The 16,706-nt window shown below is 61.5% G+C and carries 17 protein-coding genes; 14 read left to right on the forward strand and 3 right to left on the reverse strand.

Annotated elements, in window-relative coordinates; genetic code table 11:
- Positions 1-11 precede the first annotated feature (11 nt).
- Complete coding sequence (locus QQL24_RS12790) at positions 12-242, reverse strand: nitroreductase family protein (protein ID WP_431310680.1); 231 nt, start codon at positions 240-242, stop codon at positions 12-14.
- Between the two features lie 851 nt (positions 243-1,093).
- Here QQL24_RS12790 and QQL24_RS12795 point away from each other — a divergent pair.
- Together QQL24_RS12795 and QQL24_RS12800 are read left to right on the forward strand one after the other, a co-directional pair.
- Positions 1,094-1,669: a hypothetical protein gene (locus QQL24_RS12795; RefSeq protein WP_284312492.1), complete on the forward strand. Its 576-nt coding sequence runs from the start codon at positions 1,094-1,096 to the stop codon at positions 1,667-1,669.
- Between the two features lie 234 nt (positions 1,670-1,903).
- Complete coding sequence (locus QQL24_RS12800) at positions 1,904-2,659, forward strand: outer membrane protein (protein ID WP_284312493.1); 756 nt, start codon at positions 1,904-1,906, stop codon at positions 2,657-2,659.
- A gap of 33 nt (positions 2,660-2,692) precedes the next feature.
- Here QQL24_RS12800 and QQL24_RS12805 read toward each other — a convergent pair whose 3' ends face one another.
- Positions 2,693-3,322, reverse strand: a complete 630-nt coding sequence (locus QQL24_RS12805; RefSeq protein WP_284312494.1) for a hypothetical protein — start codon at positions 3,320-3,322, stop codon at positions 2,693-2,695.
- Positions 3,323-3,894: 572 nt separating this feature from the next.
- On the opposite strand from QQL24_RS12805, the gene QQL24_RS12810 reads away from it, so the two are divergent.
- The 9 genes from QQL24_RS12810 to wrbA all read left to right on the forward strand — a co-directional run bounded on the left by QQL24_RS12810 (position 3,895) and on the right by wrbA (position 13,064).
- On the forward strand, positions 3,895-4,779 hold the full coding sequence (locus QQL24_RS12810) for an amino acid ABC transporter permease (RefSeq protein WP_284312495.1): 885 nt from the start codon (positions 3,895-3,897) through the stop codon (positions 4,777-4,779).
- Positions 4,779-5,540: an amino acid ABC transporter ATP-binding protein gene (locus tag QQL24_RS12815; RefSeq protein ID WP_284312496.1), complete on the forward strand. Its 762-nt coding sequence runs from the start codon at positions 4,779-4,781 to the stop codon at positions 5,538-5,540. Before QQL24_RS12810 ends, QQL24_RS12815 begins: the two co-directional genes overlap by 1 nt.
- Before the next feature lie 32 nt (positions 5,541-5,572).
- A complete protein-coding gene (locus QQL24_RS12820; RefSeq protein ID WP_284312497.1) occupies positions 5,573-6,400 on the forward strand; it encodes an ABC transporter substrate-binding protein in 828 nt (275 codons plus the stop codon).
- A gap of 138 nt (positions 6,401-6,538) precedes the next feature.
- Complete coding sequence (locus tag QQL24_RS12825) at positions 6,539-7,417, forward strand: polysaccharide deacetylase family protein (protein WP_284312499.1); 879 nt, start codon at positions 6,539-6,541, stop codon at positions 7,415-7,417.
- A gap of 47 nt (positions 7,418-7,464) precedes the next feature.
- The gene (locus QQL24_RS12830) at positions 7,465-8,307 is read left to right on the forward strand and encodes a polysaccharide deacetylase family protein (RefSeq protein WP_284312500.1); all 843 of its coding nucleotides are present in this window, start codon (positions 7,465-7,467) and stop codon (positions 8,305-8,307) included.
- Positions 8,300-9,664: an MmgE/PrpD family protein gene (locus QQL24_RS12835; protein ID WP_284312501.1), complete on the forward strand. Its 1,365-nt coding sequence runs from the start codon at positions 8,300-8,302 to the stop codon at positions 9,662-9,664. Before QQL24_RS12830 ends, QQL24_RS12835 begins: the two co-directional genes overlap by 8 nt.
- A gap of 7 nt (positions 9,665-9,671) precedes the next feature.
- Positions 9,672-11,060: an argininosuccinate lyase gene (argH, locus tag QQL24_RS12840; protein WP_284312503.1), complete on the forward strand. Its 1,389-nt coding sequence runs from the start codon at positions 9,672-9,674 to the stop codon at positions 11,058-11,060.
- A 67-nt stretch (positions 11,061-11,127) separates the two neighbouring features.
- The gene (locus QQL24_RS12845; protein ID WP_284312504.1) at positions 11,128-12,027 is read left to right on the forward strand and encodes a LysR substrate-binding domain-containing protein; all 900 of its coding nucleotides are present in this window, start codon (positions 11,128-11,130) and stop codon (positions 12,025-12,027) included.
- Between the two features lie 437 nt (positions 12,028-12,464).
- The gene (wrbA, locus tag QQL24_RS12855) at positions 12,465-13,064 is read left to right on the forward strand and encodes an NAD(P)H:quinone oxidoreductase (protein WP_284312505.1); all 600 of its coding nucleotides are present in this window, start codon (positions 12,465-12,467) and stop codon (positions 13,062-13,064) included.
- A gap of 139 nt (positions 13,065-13,203) precedes the next feature.
- Here wrbA and QQL24_RS12860 read toward each other — a convergent pair whose 3' ends face one another.
- Complete coding sequence (locus QQL24_RS12860) at positions 13,204-14,148, reverse strand: cupin domain-containing protein (RefSeq protein WP_284312507.1); 945 nt, start codon at positions 14,146-14,148, stop codon at positions 13,204-13,206.
- Positions 14,149-14,263: 115 nt separating this feature from the next.
- Between QQL24_RS12860 and QQL24_RS12865 the strand changes: the two genes are divergently transcribed.
- The 3 genes from QQL24_RS12865 to QQL24_RS12875 all read left to right on the forward strand — a co-directional run bounded on the left by QQL24_RS12865 (position 14,264) and on the right by QQL24_RS12875 (position 16,569).
- A complete protein-coding gene (locus QQL24_RS12865) occupies positions 14,264-15,658 on the forward strand; it encodes an FAD-dependent oxidoreductase (protein WP_284312509.1) in 1,395 nt (464 codons plus the stop codon).
- Between the two features lie 23 nt (positions 15,659-15,681).
- Entirely contained in the window at positions 15,682-15,873 is a 192-nt protein-coding gene (locus QQL24_RS12870) for a hypothetical protein (protein ID WP_284312510.1), read from the forward strand.
- A 231-nt stretch (positions 15,874-16,104) separates the two neighbouring features.
- The gene (locus QQL24_RS12875) at positions 16,105-16,569 is read left to right on the forward strand and encodes a phytanoyl-CoA dioxygenase family protein (RefSeq protein ID WP_284312608.1); all 465 of its coding nucleotides are present in this window, start codon (positions 16,105-16,107) and stop codon (positions 16,567-16,569) included.
- Positions 16,570-16,706 lie beyond the last annotated feature (137 nt).

Raw genomic sequence — 16,706 nt, forward strand, 5'->3', positions numbered from 1 at the left:
AGGCTTGTCCTTCAAGCCTCGACAAATACGATATTGTCTTTGATCGGTTCACGGCCGACATGGACCTTGTTCATCGGATAGTCCGGGTCCGCATAACCAATCGCCAGTCCACACAGTATCGTCAGTTCCGCCGGGATAGCCAGTTTGCTTCGCAGGACATCCGGGTATCCTGCGACGGAAACTTGGACGCAAGAACCCAAGCCTCGCTCCGACAACGCCAGGAGCGAGGTCTGCGGGGGCATTCCCACACTCAAGGCGTCGGCGGGGGCAAGGTCCTACGCATTACGGTGACACTGCATTTAATTCCTTCGTCATTGATCCAAGCGTCGACCAATCCTCCATTTTTGGAATTATATCGCACAAACAATGACATGGTAGTGCCCAGGTTTATCCTCTCCCGCGCGCCATTTATCTCTTTGAAATCACTAAGATTTTCAGCATCTCGGGAATCGAGAGGCTCGCGCTGATATTCGAAAAGGTAACGAAAAGGTGACAACGCCGGGTCGCCGTCACCTTTTGACCTTGCTCGATATTGTCGAGCCAGCGCGAATAGTCCTTGGCGTGCAGGTTTAACGGCATGCGGTTGTGGATTTGGCCCACAAGCGAGTTTGGCGGGGGTCTAACTCTTAGCTAATTCAGGTTGTGTTCAGCAGGGCAGTGCAATGATGGCGCTAACATCATTGGGAGGTTCCCATGCCCCGCTTACGTCTGATTGGTTTGGCCGTTGGGGCGGCAACCGCCGCTCTCACCTCTGCCGCGACTGCCGGTCCACTCGTCCCCCCTTTGCTTCTTGATAGCAACGTCGGAGCCACGCAAGTTCAATATTATTCAATGTACGGCTGCCCACCGGGTTATAGAGTTACCAGCTATGGTGGCTGTAAGCTGAGCCATTATCTGCGCCGGCATCCGTATCAAAGGCCAGATTATTACGGTTACTACCGGTACAACCGACCGCACTACTATCATCGGTATTATTACAACCCCTACAATTCGAACGAGGATGGCGATTGGAATGATTGACGGACGCATCTCTCGCGCGTCCACTTTTTTCCTTCTTAATTCTGTGGGGCTGGGGAGCCACAAGGAGAAATTCATGCTTCGCACCAGCAACCTGACGACCATCGCCAAACTTGCATCGGCCGCCCTGTTGGGCGTTTCCCTAGTCGTCACCCCGGTTCTTGCCAACAACGGCAAGGGAGGCGGCAATGGCGGTGGGAACGGCAATGGTGGAGGAAACGGCAATGGAGGCGGTCATGCTCATAGCCACGACGCCGCCTCTGCATCCACCAATTCGGGCAGTCATGCCAAGACCGGCCAGGATGCGATCAAGCGGCGTGCACGTACTTTCGGCAAGTTGAACGGCTTCCTGCATGCCTCGCCATCCGCTCTGAAGCATGCCTCGCCCAAGTCCGAGGTCGGCAAGGTCGCGACTGTCTATGCGGGTCTTCTTCAAAACTATCTTTCGCCCGCCCAAGGTACTACCGCTCCAACGGCCGATCAGGTAAGGGCTGCCCTTGCGGCCGCGGCGAACAAGCCTCTCTCGATTGCCGTGATCGAGGCCGTCAACGCCAAGCTTGCGGCGACCAATCCAAACCTGGCGACAGAGATTTCGGCCTATAATGGCGGGGCGTCCGGCCTGGCAACGGACATCTACAAGGCAGCACCATAACCCACCTGTACAATGGCCTCGCTGCCCTTCGGCAGCGAGGCAACCGCGCCCAAAGAAAAACGCCGGCGCTGCCGCGGCGCGTTGCGCCTTGACCATCGCTTAGCGTCCCTAAGCATTGTTTAGTTCCTGAAATAAATCGCATTGCTAATCGATAAAGTTCTAGTGTTGCCTCAGCGCAACAGCTTTCCTGTGAAAGTTGCGATATTTGATGTAGATCCAGTTCGGGGATCACCCATGAATCGCCTTTTACTTGCCGTTGCGGCATCTATGCTTGCCACCACCGCGCTTGCAGCAGATCTCGCGCCTGCGCCGGCCGAACCGGTAGCGCCGGCTGCAGCGCCATTTAGTTGGACAGGATTCTACGCTGGTGTGAATGCTGGATACGGCTGGGGTAATGCCAGGGACAACGTGTTACCGTCGCCGCCTGGGATATTCCCAGTGGCGCCTTTCCGCGTGTCCATCGATCCCCGTGGCGCGCTTGGGGGACTCCAGGCCGGATACAATTGGCAAACTGGCAATTTTGTCCTGGGCGGGGAAGCCGATATTCAGATTGCGGATATTGAGCGCACCGGCCGCATTAGCGGACTGAACGGCAACCCGGCTTGGTTCAATACGACCAGCGAGAAAATTGACGGCTTTGGCACGGCCCGCTTGCGCGCCGGCTACGCCTTCGACCGACTGCTAGTCTATGCAACCGGCGGCTTGGCATATGGCCATATCAAATACTCGAGCTACACCCAGTTCGAACCACATGCGGACGTTGAATACCCCGGCGATGCCTCGAAGTGGAAAGCAGGGTGGACAATCGGTGGTGGTCTCGAATACGCCGTCACCGATCATTGGACCGTCAGGGGCGAATATCTATACTACGACCTTGGCAAATCCAGCTATCGGGCCGAGCCGCTTGCGGCGCACCCTCCCTTCAACATAAAACACACTGTTGATGCGGCAGGCAGTATCGGCAGATTGGCCGTAAACTATAAGTTTTAAACGTTGAGGCCCGGCTTTTGCCGGGCTTTCTTTTTAGATTTCCATTCGAGGCCCGCGATCGACCTTGATTTCGCGGAAGAGAGGACTGTCGTTCGATTTGACACCCACAGGGTTGTCCTTTGACTTCACTGTGATATCGACCTTGCCGTGTGGGCCTCGAGCGCCGGTTATGGTGGCCGCCTTCTTTGCTGCGGTGTCGAATGCAGAAGGGCGAGGCGGCAGCGCGGCGACGTCGGGCGCCTTGGCGCCAAAGCGCTGCGCAATAGCGCGGAAACCGGCCGCCACGTCTTCACCGCCAGTTCGCAGGATGCCAGCCCCAGCGCCGATACCGGCGCCAACGACCGGTTCGGCCATCTGCATGTCTGTTGGGGCCTGTCCAAGCAGCTTCTGGTTTTCGCATGAGCCCGTCGTAAGCTCGACGGCCTGCGACACCGCGTTGACGCCCATTTCAGACGTAACCTTGGCAACTACTGTCTTGCCGGCTCCTCCCAAGGCGAGCGTAGCCAGGTTCATCGGGTCGCGGATGGTAAAGCCGCCTATCGCGCCACCGGCGATAGAGCCAAGGGCGCCCATGAAGGTCGAGCACGAATAGTCGTCGGCCACAGTGTCCGCATAGCCCTTCGCCTTCCCCCTGAGGTGGTCGAACATCTGGTCGTAGTTCATGACGCCGGGATATTGCAGTAGGTAGACCTAAAGAGGTCGCAGTCACGGTGTTATGGCTGTGCGGCCCAGGGGCGAGTTCTATCCTAGGCGTCGCACCGCCGGTCGATGGGAGATTTGTTGCTCACTAGCCAGATGTTTAGTCTCGCCGCCCGTCAGTTTGAAATTATTGAGCAAAAATAATAACATAAGAGTGCCCAGTTTTATCTTATCCGGCGCGCCATTTTCCCCCACTCCATAACAAAGCCGGGCACCGGGTCTGTATCTGACCCCTTGGTGATCTTCGTCGCAGGCATGATGAATGCGGATTTGCGCCCAATGCAGGATCGAATGGCCGACTCGGGCGTAGTTCGGACGCCCAGAATCGGGCTGCAGGTGTCCGGCATCGGCCAACGCCGGTCGTTCCAGAGCGGCCGCTCAGCTCACTCTCCCGCGAGGGCGGCGAAACCTCCGATTTATGCAAATCTGTAATCAATCGGATGTCCATATCTCGTTTGCGGCAACTGTGCTCCCACGGCTAGGCTCTCCCTCATCAAAATAAGAGTGAGACGTTCAGGCTTCGGGGAACCATCTTCATGGGCGATATCGAAAGCGCCGGGTCGGGTCGATTTATCATCGTGCCACGACGAAGAATCGGCACGAAAATTCTCGCCGTCGTTTTCATTGTCCTGCTTCTCCTGCTGGTCAGGGCCTTCTGGGTCGGTGACATCGCGTGGAGCTATGTCGGCGGCAATCTCTTCTCCCCGAGTGTCCTTGCAGGCGTTGTCAACTCCATCATCATGACCTTTTGCGCGATGGCGCTCGGCATCGTGCTCGGTGTGATCGCCGCCATCATGCGCATGTCGGCCAATCCGGTGCTAAGGAATGTCTCGATTGGCTACATATGGCTGTTCCGGGGCACGCCGGCGCTTCTGCAACTGCTGCTCTGGTTCAATCTTGCGCTGATTTTCCCCACGATCGGGATCCCGGGTCTCTTCTCGTTGAGAACCGTGGACGTCATGACGCCCTTCGTTGCCGCCTTCCTTGGTCTGGGTATTCAGCAAGGCGCCTATACGGCCGAAGTGGTGCGCGCCGGCATTCTTTCCATCGACAAGGGCCAGGCTGAAGCCGCCCTTTCAATCGGAATGACGCCATTGCGCTCGATGCTGAAGATCGTTCTGCCCCAAGCCATGCGCGTAATCGTTCCACCTATCGGGAACGAAACCATTGGTATGGTCAAGCTCACGTCGCTCGCCAGCGTCATTCAATATGCCGAAGTGCTCAGAAGTGTCGAGGATATCTACTACGTCAATTCCCGTGTCATCGAACTGCTGATCGTTGCCGCGATTTGGTACATGGTCGTGGTCACCGTGCTTTCCATCGGCCAGGTCTTCGTCGAGCGTCATTTCTCCAAAGGCTGGGGCGGTCACCGGAACGCTGCGCAAACGGCTCAGCAGCCCCTCACCGAGGAGGCCGCGTGATGGACGCCCTGATCACCACTCACGGCCTGCAGAAATATTTCGGCTCCTTCCACGTCCTGCAGGATATCGACTTCTCGATCGCCAAAGGCGAGGTCGTCTGCATCATCGGTCCCTCCGGCTCGGGCAAGAGCACTTTCCTGCGCTGCATCAACCAGCTTGAAAGCATCGACGGCGGCTATGTCACGGTCGATGGCGAAATCGTCGGCTACCGCCGTGACGGCGACAAGCTCTACCCGTTGAGCGATCGGGAGATCGCGCGCCAACGACAATTGGTCGGCATGGTCTTCCAGCGGTTTCTTCTCTTCCCCCACAAGACGGTGCTGCAGAACATCATCGAAGGGCCGGTGGGCGTGCAGAAACGCCTGAAGGCCGAATGCATCAGTGAAGCCAAGACCCTGCTCAAGCGCGTTGGCCTCGCCCACAAGACGCACGCCTATCCAGGCGAATTGTCGGGCGGTCAGCAGCAGCGCGTGGCAATCGCCCGCGCACTCGCGATGAAGCCGAAAGCGATGCTGTTCGACGAACCGACCTCCGCGCTTGATCCGGAACTGGTCGGCGAGGTGCTGGGCGTGATGAAGGAACTTGCAGCCTCGGGAACCACCATGATCGTCGTCACGCACGAACTCGGCTTCTGCCGCGAGGTGGCTGACCGGGTGGTGTTCATGGATGCAGGCCGCATCGTCGAAACCGGAATGCCCACCGAAATACTCGAAAATCCCCAAAATCCCAGAGTGAAAAATTTCATTTCTGCGGTGCTCTGAAAACCAAGAACAGCCTTCAAGAGGAGAATGTCATGAAATTTATTCGCATAGCCGTCTCGGCCGCCGCCCTTCTTGCAGCCGGTACGGCGGCCGCACAAACCAAGCTCAACCTCATCAACGAGCATGAGCTTCGCGTTCTGACCAACCCGATCTATCCGCCCATGGAATTCGTCAATCCCGATCAGGGCACGCTGGACGGCTTCGATGTCGACCTGATCAACGCCATCGCCAAGAAGCTCAATCTCAATGTCTTGTTCGTCACCTCCGCCTTCCAGGAACTCCAGAGCGGGCTTCAGACCGGACGCGGTGACATGATCATCTCCGGCATGAGCGACAATACGAAACGTCAGGCCAGCATGGATTTCGTCGACTACATCACGAGCGGTCCGATCCTCTTCACGATGAAGGCCAACGCAGACCAGTACAAGCAGACGACGGACTTCTGCGGCAAGACCGTCGCAGGCAGCCGTTCCACCTCCTTCGGCGAGAATGTGACGAGCTGGAGCGACGCCAACTGCGTGGGCAAAGGCAAACCGGCGATCAAGTTCGAAGGAACCGCCGATTCCAACGCTGCCCGTCTCGGCATGAAGCAGGGCCGCTACGACGCCGTGGTGCAGGGTATCGAAACGATCGCCTACCAGATCCACCTTGAGCCCGACACCTACCAGCTCGTCGGCGACCCGCTGCTCAGCAACGATACCTTCGGGATGGGCTTCAAGAAGGACAATACGGGTCTTCGCGATGCGGTGGCCGGCGCCCTGGACGAACTGATCAAGGACGGCTCCTACGACGCCATGCTCAAGAAGTGGGGCCTGGTGCATAACGCAGTGCCGAAGGCCGTCATCAACGGCGTGAAATAAGCAAAAAAGCGCCTTCAAGCCTTTCCGAATGCTCACGATTTTCAACCGGCCGTTCGGTCGGGACGGAAAGCCTTTGCCTTGAAAACCCGCGCCCGGTTTCCACCGGGCGCGGAGATATCGCGAAAGATACTCGCATACATGTCGCAGCCAGCTCCTTCCACCCACACGCTTTGGCCGGCCGGAAGACAATCCGCCGCCGCCCTTGCCTTCGATCTCGACGGCCCGACGGGAGACGCGATGCTCGACGGTTCGCTGCTCTCCAATCCCCGCTACTTCACGCAAGGATCCTACGGCCCGTGGCGCGCGCTACCGAGATTGCTCGACCTGCTGGCAGCCTACGACCTCAAGGCCACCTTCTTCATCCCAACCTGGGTCGTTCAACACTGGCCCGAACGATGCGAACGCATTGTCGCCGAAGGTCATGAGGTCGGATATCACGGACATCGCCATGAGGTTTTCATCGACCTCAGCGTGAAGCAGCAATTGGACACCATGGAGCGATCGCGTCGGATTTTCCGCGATCGGCTCGGCGTGACGCCTATCGGCTTCAGAACACCGTCCGGCGACTGGAGCCATGAGACGGCCGCACTTCTTGATAATTTCGGCGTTGTCTATTCGAGTTCCATGCGTGGCGACGACCGTCCCTATTTCCACCCCTCCGACAAAGGCGTTGGGCTCGTCGAGATCCCGGCACGCTGGGACATCGATGACTATACGGCCCTCGCCTACACCGAGGCACCGGATTTCCCGATCGGGCTCGACCGTATTTCCGACTATCGCGCCGTCGAGCGCAATTGGCGCGCGGAATTTGAAGGCTATCACCGCGAAGGGCTCTGCTGGACAACGATCCTGCATCCGAAGGTCTGCGCCAAGCCGGGGCGCCTTTCGATCCTCGAGGGTCTGTTCAAGGCGATCCGGGGCAAGGGTGACGCCGTCTGGACGGCGCGCCTGGGCGACATCGCCCGGTGGTGGATCGAGCACCATTCTCAGACTGATACCCGAAAGCTGACGGCATGAACGCGCAACGGCGGACAATTTGGCCGGAAGGCAAAAGCTGCGCCGTCATGGTGGCAGCTCTGTTCGACGATGGGGCCGATGCGGTGGCGGCAGAGCCGGATCTTGCCAACAGATCGAAAAGCTTCTCCGTCTGGCAGTATGGCGCGGCGCGCGGCGTTGAGCGTCTTTGCCGAGCCTTCGCAACCCTCGACGTCAAGACCAGCTGGTTTCTGACCGCGGAGGTGGCCGATCGCCACGCCGGCCTCACGCGGAGCATCGCCTCCGCGGGACACGAGATCGCAAGCGCCGGCCTTTCCTTTGACCCCTATGATGCGCATTCGTCAGCCCAATCGCTCGAAAACCTCCGGCGCTCCAGGGATGTGCTGAGCGCGCTGGCAGCAAGGGAAACCAGCGGCTTTCGCCTGCCGCTGGGCAATTGGCCGCCGGGGTTCGACAAGGTCCTGCTGCAGGCAGGCTATGGCTGGTCGGCAAGCCTCAATGGCGACGACGTCCCCTACACCCATCCCTCCGGCCTCGTCGAAATTCCGCTTCACGTCGAGCTCGAGGACCGGCCCTATTTCCAGTTCAATTTCACGCCCGCCTTCCCGAAGGGCCTGGGCCGGATACCCGACTACGAAGGCGTCCTGCACAACTGGATCGCCGAGTTCGACGCCTATCGCCGTTTCGGCCTGTGCTACGTGATCCAGCTTCGACCGGAATGGAGCGGGACACCAGGACGCATCTCGCTGGTCGAGGATCTCCTCCGTCATATCCTGAGCTTCGACGACGTCTGGATAGCCACCGGGGCCGAGATCGCCGAACGCCAGCGGCGCTTCGGGCTCCCGATTGAAGACGACCATCCGATCCAGGTCTTCGAAGCCTATCGACGGGAGCCACCCATCGATGGCTGAGACTATTCTGGTCGCATTTGCCGGCAAGATCGCGGCGACGGACTTCTCCGATTTTCCTGAAGCCACGATCGGGAAAGCCAGGCTCCACATCCTGGATACAATCGGGGTTTCGATAGCGGGCTCTACTTCCATCGAGACGAAGCTCGTGATTGAGGCCTCGGGGCTGAACAAGACAACCGGAGAGGCGTGCGTCTGGGGACTGCCGCTCAAGGCGGACGCCCGCACCGCAGCCTTCGTCAACGGCGTTTCGGCCCACGCCTTCGAACTCGACGACTCCGGCGGTTGCGATCACTCCGGCGCGGTCGTGCTGCCTGCCGTCATCGCAGCGCTCGAGACGAGCAATTCGCCGGTTGATGGTCGCCTTTTCCTCAAATCCGTCCTTCTGGGATATGAGGTGGGACGCCGTGTTCTGGAAGCCACCGGGGGCTATGAGGCCCACAATGGCAATGGCTGGCATTCCACCGGCACTTGCGGAACCTTCGGCGCGGCGGCAGCCGTGGCGACGCTGATGGGGCTGGACGAAGACCGTATCGCCTCGGCGCTCGGTTGTGCGCTCTCCTATTCCGGCGGCACCTGGGCCTTCATCCATGATGGCGGGCCGGCCAAGAAACTTCATGCGGGACGCGCGGCCGAAGGCGGCCTGATCGCGGCGCGGCTCGCCAGGGCCGGCTTCGCGGGCCCCCGTTCGGCTCTTGACGCGAAGGCCTGGGGCAGCTTCTTCCAGACCTTTGGAGACCACCGGGCCGTGCCGGAGGTACTGTGTCATGAGTTCGGCCAAGACTGGCGGCTCAACCGTTGCTCCATCAAGCCGCACGCAACGTGCCGCGGCACGCATTCGGCCATCGACGCCGTCGATCATCTGCTGTCAGGGAATGGCTTGACGAGTTCGGACGTCGCTTCGCTCACCATCGACATGAGCGGCTTCCAATTCGGCATGTGCGGTCACAAGAGCTTGGGCTCGCGGGCACAGGCGCAGATGAGCCTCCCCTACGCGGTCGCCGCGCGCCTTCACTATGGCAAGGTCTCCCTCGCGGAACTCGAGGAAGGCGCCTGGCGCAATCCGGCGATCGACAAATGGCTGAACAGGCAGACCGTTCGGATCAACGATGCGATGCGGGACGAGGACGAGCCTTCTGTGGAAATTCGCGCCCATGATGGCCGAAGCTTCGCCGCGACGGTGGAACACCCCCTGGGCGGGCCTCTCAACCCACTGAGCAATGAGCGCATTCTCGCCAAATACACGGATCTCGCCCACGCCGTTCTGCCGGAGGCGCGTGTGACCGCGCTCCGCGACATGATCCTCGACATCGACTCCATCGCCGACATCCGCCCGCTTATCGATCTGCTCAAACCGTGAGATGACAATGGCCACCGCCTCGAACGCAACATGGTCGCCGCTCTTCAAGGAAGCCGTCTCGACCGACTTTCGCGACTTTCACGAATGCCTCGACCAGGACAAGCGCCTCGCACTTCATGATATCGCAGGCTCCAAAGTTCACGCCCGGATGCTCGCCCGCGCCGGGGTGCTGACGCCCCTGGAGCACGATGCCATCCAGAACGGCCTCGACACCATCGCCGAGGAGATGCGTTCTGGTGCCTTCCAGTGGAAAAAGGAGCTCGAGGACGTCCATATGAACGTCGAGAGCCGGCTGACCACGCTGATTGGCGAGGCCGGCAAGAAGTTGCACACCGCCCGTTCACGCAATGATCAAGTCGCGACCGATATCCGCCTCTACGCCAGAACGGAACTCGATGCGCTTGGCGATGAACTCAAGGCGTTGATCCTCGCCTTTATCGATCTCGCCGAGCGTCATGCGGACGCGATCATGCCGGGCTTCACACATCTTCAGGTCGCCCAGCCCGTGACGTTCGGCCATCACATGATGGCTTATGCGGAGATGTTCCTTCGCGATCTCGAGCGCGTCGGCCAGGCGCGTGAGCGTCTCAACGTCTCTCCGCTCGGCGCGGCGGCGCTTGCTGGAACGAGCTATCCGATCGATCCCGACTTCAGCGCGCGGGAGCTTGGCTTTTCACGCGCTTTCCGCAATTCGCTCGATGCCGTCTCCGACCGCGACTACGTCGTTGATATCTGCGCGGCCGGTGCGATCATCATGGGCCACCTGTCGCGTTTTGCCGAAGAAGTCATCCTGTGGTGCACCCCGATGTTCGATTTCATCGAGGTCGGCGACCAGTTCTGCACGGGATCCTCGATCATGCCGCAGAAACGCAACCCGGATCTCGCCGAACTCATCCGTGGCAAGGCGGCGCGCGCGATCGGCAACCTGGCCACATCGGCCGCCTTGATGAAATCGCAGCCCCTGGCCTTCAACAAGGACCAGCAGGAGTCCAAACCGCCGCTCACGGACACACTCGAGAATGTGCGTGGCGCGGTGGCTGTCACGGCCCAGATGCTGCCGACGATCAAGGTCAGGACTGAAAGAATGCGGGCTGCCGCCGAGCAAGGCTATTCGACTGCAACCGACCTGGCCGATTATCTCGTACGGGCCGGCCTGCCATTCCGGGATGCCCACCATGCCGTGGCGGCGATCGTCGCTGCGGCGAGAGATCGGGGCTACGCCACGCTTTCCGAGATGCCGCTTGCGGCCCTGCAGGCGTTCGCCCCCGTCATTTCGGACAATGTGAAGGACGTGCTGACGACCGAAGGTTCGGTCGCCTGCCGCAGCCATCGCGGCGGCACGGCCCCCTGTCAGGTGCGGCGCGCCGCCGACGAGTTGCGCACCTTGCTTGAGTGACACCGGAAGACCTGCTTTACCTTCGCAACAGTGCCTGTCCAATGACAAGCCATCGCGGAGAACGACGTTGAGACCGGCACTGCAGCCCAATCGAATGCCGCCGTTGCAGACTCTGCAAACCTTTTCCGTCGTCGCGGAAACCGGCAGTTTCACCTTGGCTGCATCCGAGCTCAATCTCAGCCAGAGCGCCATCAGCCGTCAAATACAGCAGCTCGAGCATTATTTCGGATGCAGTCTTTTCCAACGCCACACCCGCAAGGTGGTTCTCACCGAGCAGGGAGAAGCGATCGTTCCGATTGTCAACGGATTGCTCATCTCGCTCCGCAACTCCTTCGAGGCAACCCGGAAGAAGGGACGGTCTCTCACGGTGCGCATGCCCCCCACCTTCGCGCGGCGCTGGCTTCTTCCACGGCTGACGGATCTTCATGACCACCACGAGAATCTGAACATCACGATCGACACCGCCTGGTTCGCCCGCCCGGTCTTCGGGACCGGAGGCATCGATCTGCTGATCACCTATGGCAACGGCCATTGGCCCGGCATGCGTGTCGAGTTGCTTTTGCCTGAAAAACTCACCCCCATGTGCTCGCCTGAGCTTGCCGGCTCGCTCGGCGAGCCCGCGCGGATCGCGAGCCTGGCCAACTGCGTGCTGCTGCACTCCAACCCGCGCCAGAGCGACTGGGCGCTCTGGCTGCAGGCCGAAGGCGCCTATCAAATAACGGGGGCCCGAAACCAGATATTCGACACCCAGGATTTTGCGATGACGGCTGCGGCGAGTGGTTATGGTGTGACTATGGGTGACCTGCATCTCGCGCGACAAGATCTGGAAAGCGGCGCGCTCGTCACTCCCTTCCCGCGTATTATTGAAAGCGGATACGGCTACTACGCCATCTGCCCGGCACGGGCAGACGCAAAAGCCGGCGTATCCGATCTGATCGATTGGCTGGTAGGCGAGCGCCCGACGTAGAGCGCTGATCGCAGCGTCGAAACCTTCCCCGATCACATCGGTCATCGCCTCGCTCAAATGCAGATCGATCGAGATCCTGGGGAAGGCAGCAAGAAAGTCCCGCAGCGACGGAGCCTCATGCACCATTGGTTTCGACAGTTTCTATTTCTAAATTGAATTGCTGTCCTTACAGTTATTTGAAGCGGAACCTGCTGTGTCCCCCGATAGCGTCGGAACAGCGAGCACAGATGGAAAAATGCCTCCGAGAATTGCCCATGGAGTTACAAACGCGCGGAGCAAAAAAGTATACCATTTCTGCGTTGTTGGGACCGTCCGTCGCGCCGCAATTAAAGGCGTCGGCATTCTTGCCATCCCGGCAATCGAAAATGCAGATCTCGTCATAGCCGATGTCCTCTAGAATGAGATGTCGACCGCATTATTTGTGAGAGGAGAAAGCCATGTCGAAAGTTCTGGTCCTATATTACTCGTCATACGGCCATATCGAGGCAATGGCGCAGGCCGTCGCCGAGGGAGCCCGGGAAACCGGTGCACAGGTCGATATCAAACGCGTCCCCGAACTCGTACCCGACGAAGTTGCACGCGCCTCCCACTACAAAGTCGATCAGGCCGCTCCGGTCGCGACGATCAATGACCTTGCCGAGTACGACGCAATCATCGTGGGCACGGGGACCAGGTTCGGGCGGCTGTCGTCGCAAATGGCCAATTTCCTCGACCAGGCAGGTGGCCTTTGGATGCGAGGGGCGCTGCACGGAAAGGTCGGCGGCGCATTCTCCTCGACCGCCACGCAACATGGCGGACAGGAAACGACCCTATTCTCGATCATCACCAATCTCCTGCATTTCGGCATGGTGGTCGTCGGCCTCGACTATGGCCACGCCGGGCAGATGACGCTCGACGAGATCACCGGCGGATCGCCATACGGCGCTACGACGATCGCCGGCGGCGATGGCTCGCGCATGCCGACCGCGAACGAACTGACCGGAGCACGCTACCAGGGCCGAAAGGTCGCCGAGGTCGCCAACAAGCTGCACGGCTAACACCGCTGGCGCCTGGCCAAAACAATCGCACGTGGGAGGCGCATGCGCCTCCCACGTGCTCCCTTCGCTGTGTTCTTGCAAAGGGTGAAGTTTCGCAATGCGATCTGCAAGGCGGACACGAGTAAGGTGACCCTCCCCCCTAATCGGCTGCACGCGCCGTCAGGCGCCATCGCGCCGGGGTCACGCCCATCTGCTGCTTGAACACGCGCTGGAAGGCAGCCTCCGAGTGATAGCCGACGAGTTCGGCGACGGCTGCCGTGGATTGCATCGGCTTCTTCAGTTCGTTGGCCGCCCGCGTCATGCGGATGTCGAGCAGGAGATCGGCGGCGGAGCGGCCGAGGCTTTCCTGGAAATGGCGCGCCAGCGTGGCCCGGGACATGTGGCACAGGTGCGCCAACTCAGGAAGCGTCCAGGGTCGGGCCGGTTCCTGGAACATCGCGGAGAGCGCGGGTGCCAGGCGGGGATGGCCGGCGAGCGCGAGCAGGCCGGCCGGCGGCTCCTCGCCCTCGCTGGCGAGCCGCAGGGCCAGCGTGAACAGGGCGGCCGAAAAGGCGTTGAGCATGGCGCGCCCGCCGAGAGTCTCGCCGTCCGTCTCGACCCGCATCAGCGTGACCAGGCCGCCCACCTGAACGCCGGCGGTGCTCTTGCCGGTCGCGGCCGGATCTCTTGCACCGCGCACCACCAGGAGGGGCGGCAGATAATGCCGCAGCATGCGATTGTGCTGGAGCGAGGTGATGAAGTGGCCGCACAGCATATCCAGCCTCTCGCCAGGCCCGTCATTCTCGCTGAAGATGAAGTTCAGGGCCAGGCGGCTATGGGCCGGCACCGGGGCCGCGCCTCCCCCATCGTGCAGCGTGTGCGCAAGGCCTGACGGCAACAGCAGGATGTCGCCGGCAAGCAAGCGATGTGGTGGGCCTCCCTCCGGATCCTCGATGATCGCCGAGCCGGCCAGCACCGCGTGATAGGCGATCGCCCCCGGCTCGGCCGCCGCCTGGTCGATGCGCCAGGGCGCGCCATAGAGGCAGCGCAGATCGAGGCGCCCGCTCACCGGCACCATGGCCAGAAGGTGACTCAGCCAATCCATCGGGCTATGCTCCGATTGAGACGAATGAGCATATTAGTGAGCTATACTGGCATTAACAAGCTCGAACTCTTCTCATACCACTTCTCCCATCGGCATTGCGGCACAGGAGAGTCCCATGGCACAGCCTGAACATTTCGACACCTTGATCCTCGGCAGCGGCCAGGGCGGCAAATTGCTGGCCTGGCACCTTGCCCGCTCCGGTCAGAGGGTTGCCGTGGTCGAACGCCGCTGGGTCGGCGGTTCCTGCCCCGCCGTCGCCTGCCTGCCGAGCAAGAACGAAGTGTGGAGCGCTCACGTCGCCCACACTGTGCAGCATGCCGGCGAATACGGCACCAACACCGGCCCTGTCTCCACCGACATGGCCAAGGTGCGCCAGCGCAAGCAGGCGATGGTCGAAGCCGAGATCGCGTTCCATCTCAACGCCTATCAGGAGAGTGGCGCCGAGCTGATCATGGGCAGCGGCCGCTTCGTGGCGCCCCGCACCATCGAGGTGCAGCTCAACGAAGGCGGCACGCGCCTGCTCGAAGGCAGCCAGGTCGTGGTCAATATCGGTACCCATGCCGCCATCCCGGTGATACCAGGCTTGGAGGCGGCCCGGGCCCTCACCCATATCGAAGCGCTCGAGCTCGATTATCTCCCCTCGCACCTCATCGTGTTGGGTGGGGGCTATGTCGGCATCGAAATGGCGCAGGCCTATCGCCGCTTCGGCAGCCGCGTCACGGTAATCGAGCCCGGCACCCAGCTGATGGGCCGGGAGGATGGCGACGTTGCCAGGGAGATGCAGGCCATCCTGGCCCGCGAGGGCATCGAGGTCTTGCTGGGCGCCAAGCCGGTCGAGGTTCGCGGCCTGTCAGGCGATGAGGTGACGGTGGTCGTTGAGACGCCGGCTGGCCGGCAGCGCATCGAGGGCAGCGACCTACTCGTGGCTGTCGGACGGGTGCCGAACACCGCCGATATCGGCCTCGACCTTGCCGGCATCGAGCTCGACGCCCGCGGCTTCATCCGCGTGACCGAGCGCCTGGAGACCACGGCGCCCGGCGTGTGGGCCATCGGCGAAGGCGCCGGCAGCCCGCAATTCACGCAGGTCTCTGTCGACGATTTTCGCATCGTGCGCGACAATATGGCCGGCGGCAACCGCCGCACCGACGATCGGCTGATCCCCTATGTGATGTTCACCGATCCGCCGCTCGCCCGCGTGGGCCTGAGCGAGGGCGAGGCACAAAAGCGCAATATCCCGGTGCGCGTGGCGCGCCTGCCGATGCACAACGTGCTGCGCACCGAGGCGACCGGCGAGACGCAGGGCTTCATGAAAGCGCTGGTGAGCAGCGAGGACGACAGCATTCTCGGCTTCACCATGATCGGTTCGGAAGCCGGCGAGATCGCCGCTGTCATACAGACAGCTATGCTGGGTAGCTTGCCCTATACCAGGCTGCGCGATGCCGTTATCGTCCACCTCACCATCGCCGAGGGGCTCGGGCCGCTCTTCGCCAATGTCCCGTCCCGCGCCTGATTCCTTATTGCCAAGAGACCGCCATGTCCGACTTCGACGAACTCGACGCCCGCATCGCCGTCCTCCGGGAGAACCTGCGCGAGCTGGTCGAACAGGCTGCCGCCTATTCGGGCGCCGGCGATGACGACCTCGGCGCCGAGCGCATCGCCGAGCAGGAGGCGGAACTCGAACGCCTGCTCCGCCAGCGCGAGACGCTCACCGAAGCCAAATCCTGATATGGATTTCCCCGCCCCGCCTGAAGCCGATGCGATGACCATCGGCATACACGGCGCGCAACACTTCCCGTCGGCTCTCGACGAGGCCGATCTCGCTCGCCTCGAGGCCGCACTCGCGGGCCTGCCGGACGAACAGGCGGGCCTGCGGCTGCACGGCCTTTCCGCCCTTCAGCCCTTCCTGACGCCGTCGGGAGCGCTCGGCCTTATCGCCTCCACCTTTCTGGGGGAGAACTGCCGGGCCGTGCGCGCCGTGCTGTTCGCAAGACGGCGGCGACCAACTGGTCGCTCGCCTGGCACCAGGACCGCACCATCGCCGTGGCCGAGCGCCGCGAGGTGGAAGGCTTTGGCCCCTGGTCGATAAAGAACGGCATGCAGCATGTCGCGCCACCGATCGATATCCTTGCCGGCATAGTGACGTTGCGCGCCCATCTCGATGCCGTGCCCGCCACCAACGCGCCGCTGCTGGTCGCACCCGGCTCGCATCGGCGCGGCCGCATCGCGGAGAGCGAAGTGCCGAGGGTGGTGGCCGAATGCGGCAGCGTGGCCTGCCTCGCCGGGCGCGGCGACGTCTGGCTCTATGCGACACCGATCCTGCATGCCTCGGAGGCCGCCAGCCAACCGCGGCGCCGGCGCGTGCTGCAGGTCGACTTCGCGGCGGTGGGACTGCCCGGCGGCCTGCGTTGGCTCGGCGTGTAAGGACAGGGCTGGCGACATCGGCCCGTCACACCCTCGGGAGATATGGGGACGGGCCGACCGAGCGATAGCGGTCGCCGCCCTTTCCCCCGTGCGGAGCATCGCTTAAAGAGCCCCGCAACTCCCATCGGCTTCCGGCA

The organism is Labrys miyagiensis, from assembly GCF_030160835.1.
Taxonomy (GTDB): Bacteria; Pseudomonadota; Alphaproteobacteria; order Rhizobiales; family Labraceae; genus Labrys; species Labrys miyagiensis.

Bases quoted from the DNA above. Each gene is read 5' to 3' on its own strand.
- QQL24_RS12790 (WP_431310680.1), bottom strand. From the start codon at position 242: ATGCCCCCGCAGACCTCGCTCCTGGCGTTGTCGGAGCGAGGCTTGGGT.
- QQL24_RS12795 (WP_284312492.1), top strand. From the start codon at position 1,094: ATGCTTCGCACCAGCAACCTGACGACCATCGCCAAACTTGCATCGGCC.
- QQL24_RS12800 (WP_284312493.1), top strand. From the start codon at position 1,904: ATGAATCGCCTTTTACTTGCCGTTGCGGCATCTATGCTTGCCACCACC.
- QQL24_RS12805 (WP_284312494.1), bottom strand. From the start codon at position 3,322: ATGAACTACGACCAGATGTTCGACCACCTCAGGGGGAAGGCGAAGGGC.
- QQL24_RS12810 (WP_284312495.1), top strand. From the start codon at position 3,895: ATGGGCGATATCGAAAGCGCCGGGTCGGGTCGATTTATCATCGTGCCA.
- QQL24_RS12815 (WP_284312496.1), top strand. From the start codon at position 4,779: ATGGACGCCCTGATCACCACTCACGGCCTGCAGAAATATTTCGGCTCC.
- QQL24_RS12820 (WP_284312497.1), top strand. From the start codon at position 5,573: ATGAAATTTATTCGCATAGCCGTCTCGGCCGCCGCCCTTCTTGCAGCC.
- QQL24_RS12825 (WP_284312499.1), top strand. From the start codon at position 6,539: ATGTCGCAGCCAGCTCCTTCCACCCACACGCTTTGGCCGGCCGGAAGA.
- QQL24_RS12830 (WP_284312500.1), top strand. From the start codon at position 7,465: ATGGTGGCAGCTCTGTTCGACGATGGGGCCGATGCGGTGGCGGCAGAG.
- QQL24_RS12835 (WP_284312501.1), top strand. From the start codon at position 8,300: ATGGCTGAGACTATTCTGGTCGCATTTGCCGGCAAGATCGCGGCGACG.
- argH (WP_284312503.1), top strand. From the start codon at position 9,672: ATGGCCACCGCCTCGAACGCAACATGGTCGCCGCTCTTCAAGGAAGCC.
- wrbA (WP_284312505.1), top strand. From the start codon at position 12,465: ATGTCGAAAGTTCTGGTCCTATATTACTCGTCATACGGCCATATCGAG.
- QQL24_RS12860 (WP_284312507.1), bottom strand. From the start codon at position 14,148: ATGGATTGGCTGAGTCACCTTCTGGCCATGGTGCCGGTGAGCGGGCGC.
- QQL24_RS12865 (WP_284312509.1), top strand. From the start codon at position 14,264: ATGGCACAGCCTGAACATTTCGACACCTTGATCCTCGGCAGCGGCCAG.
- QQL24_RS12870 (WP_284312510.1), top strand. From the start codon at position 15,682: ATGTCCGACTTCGACGAACTCGACGCCCGCATCGCCGTCCTCCGGGAG.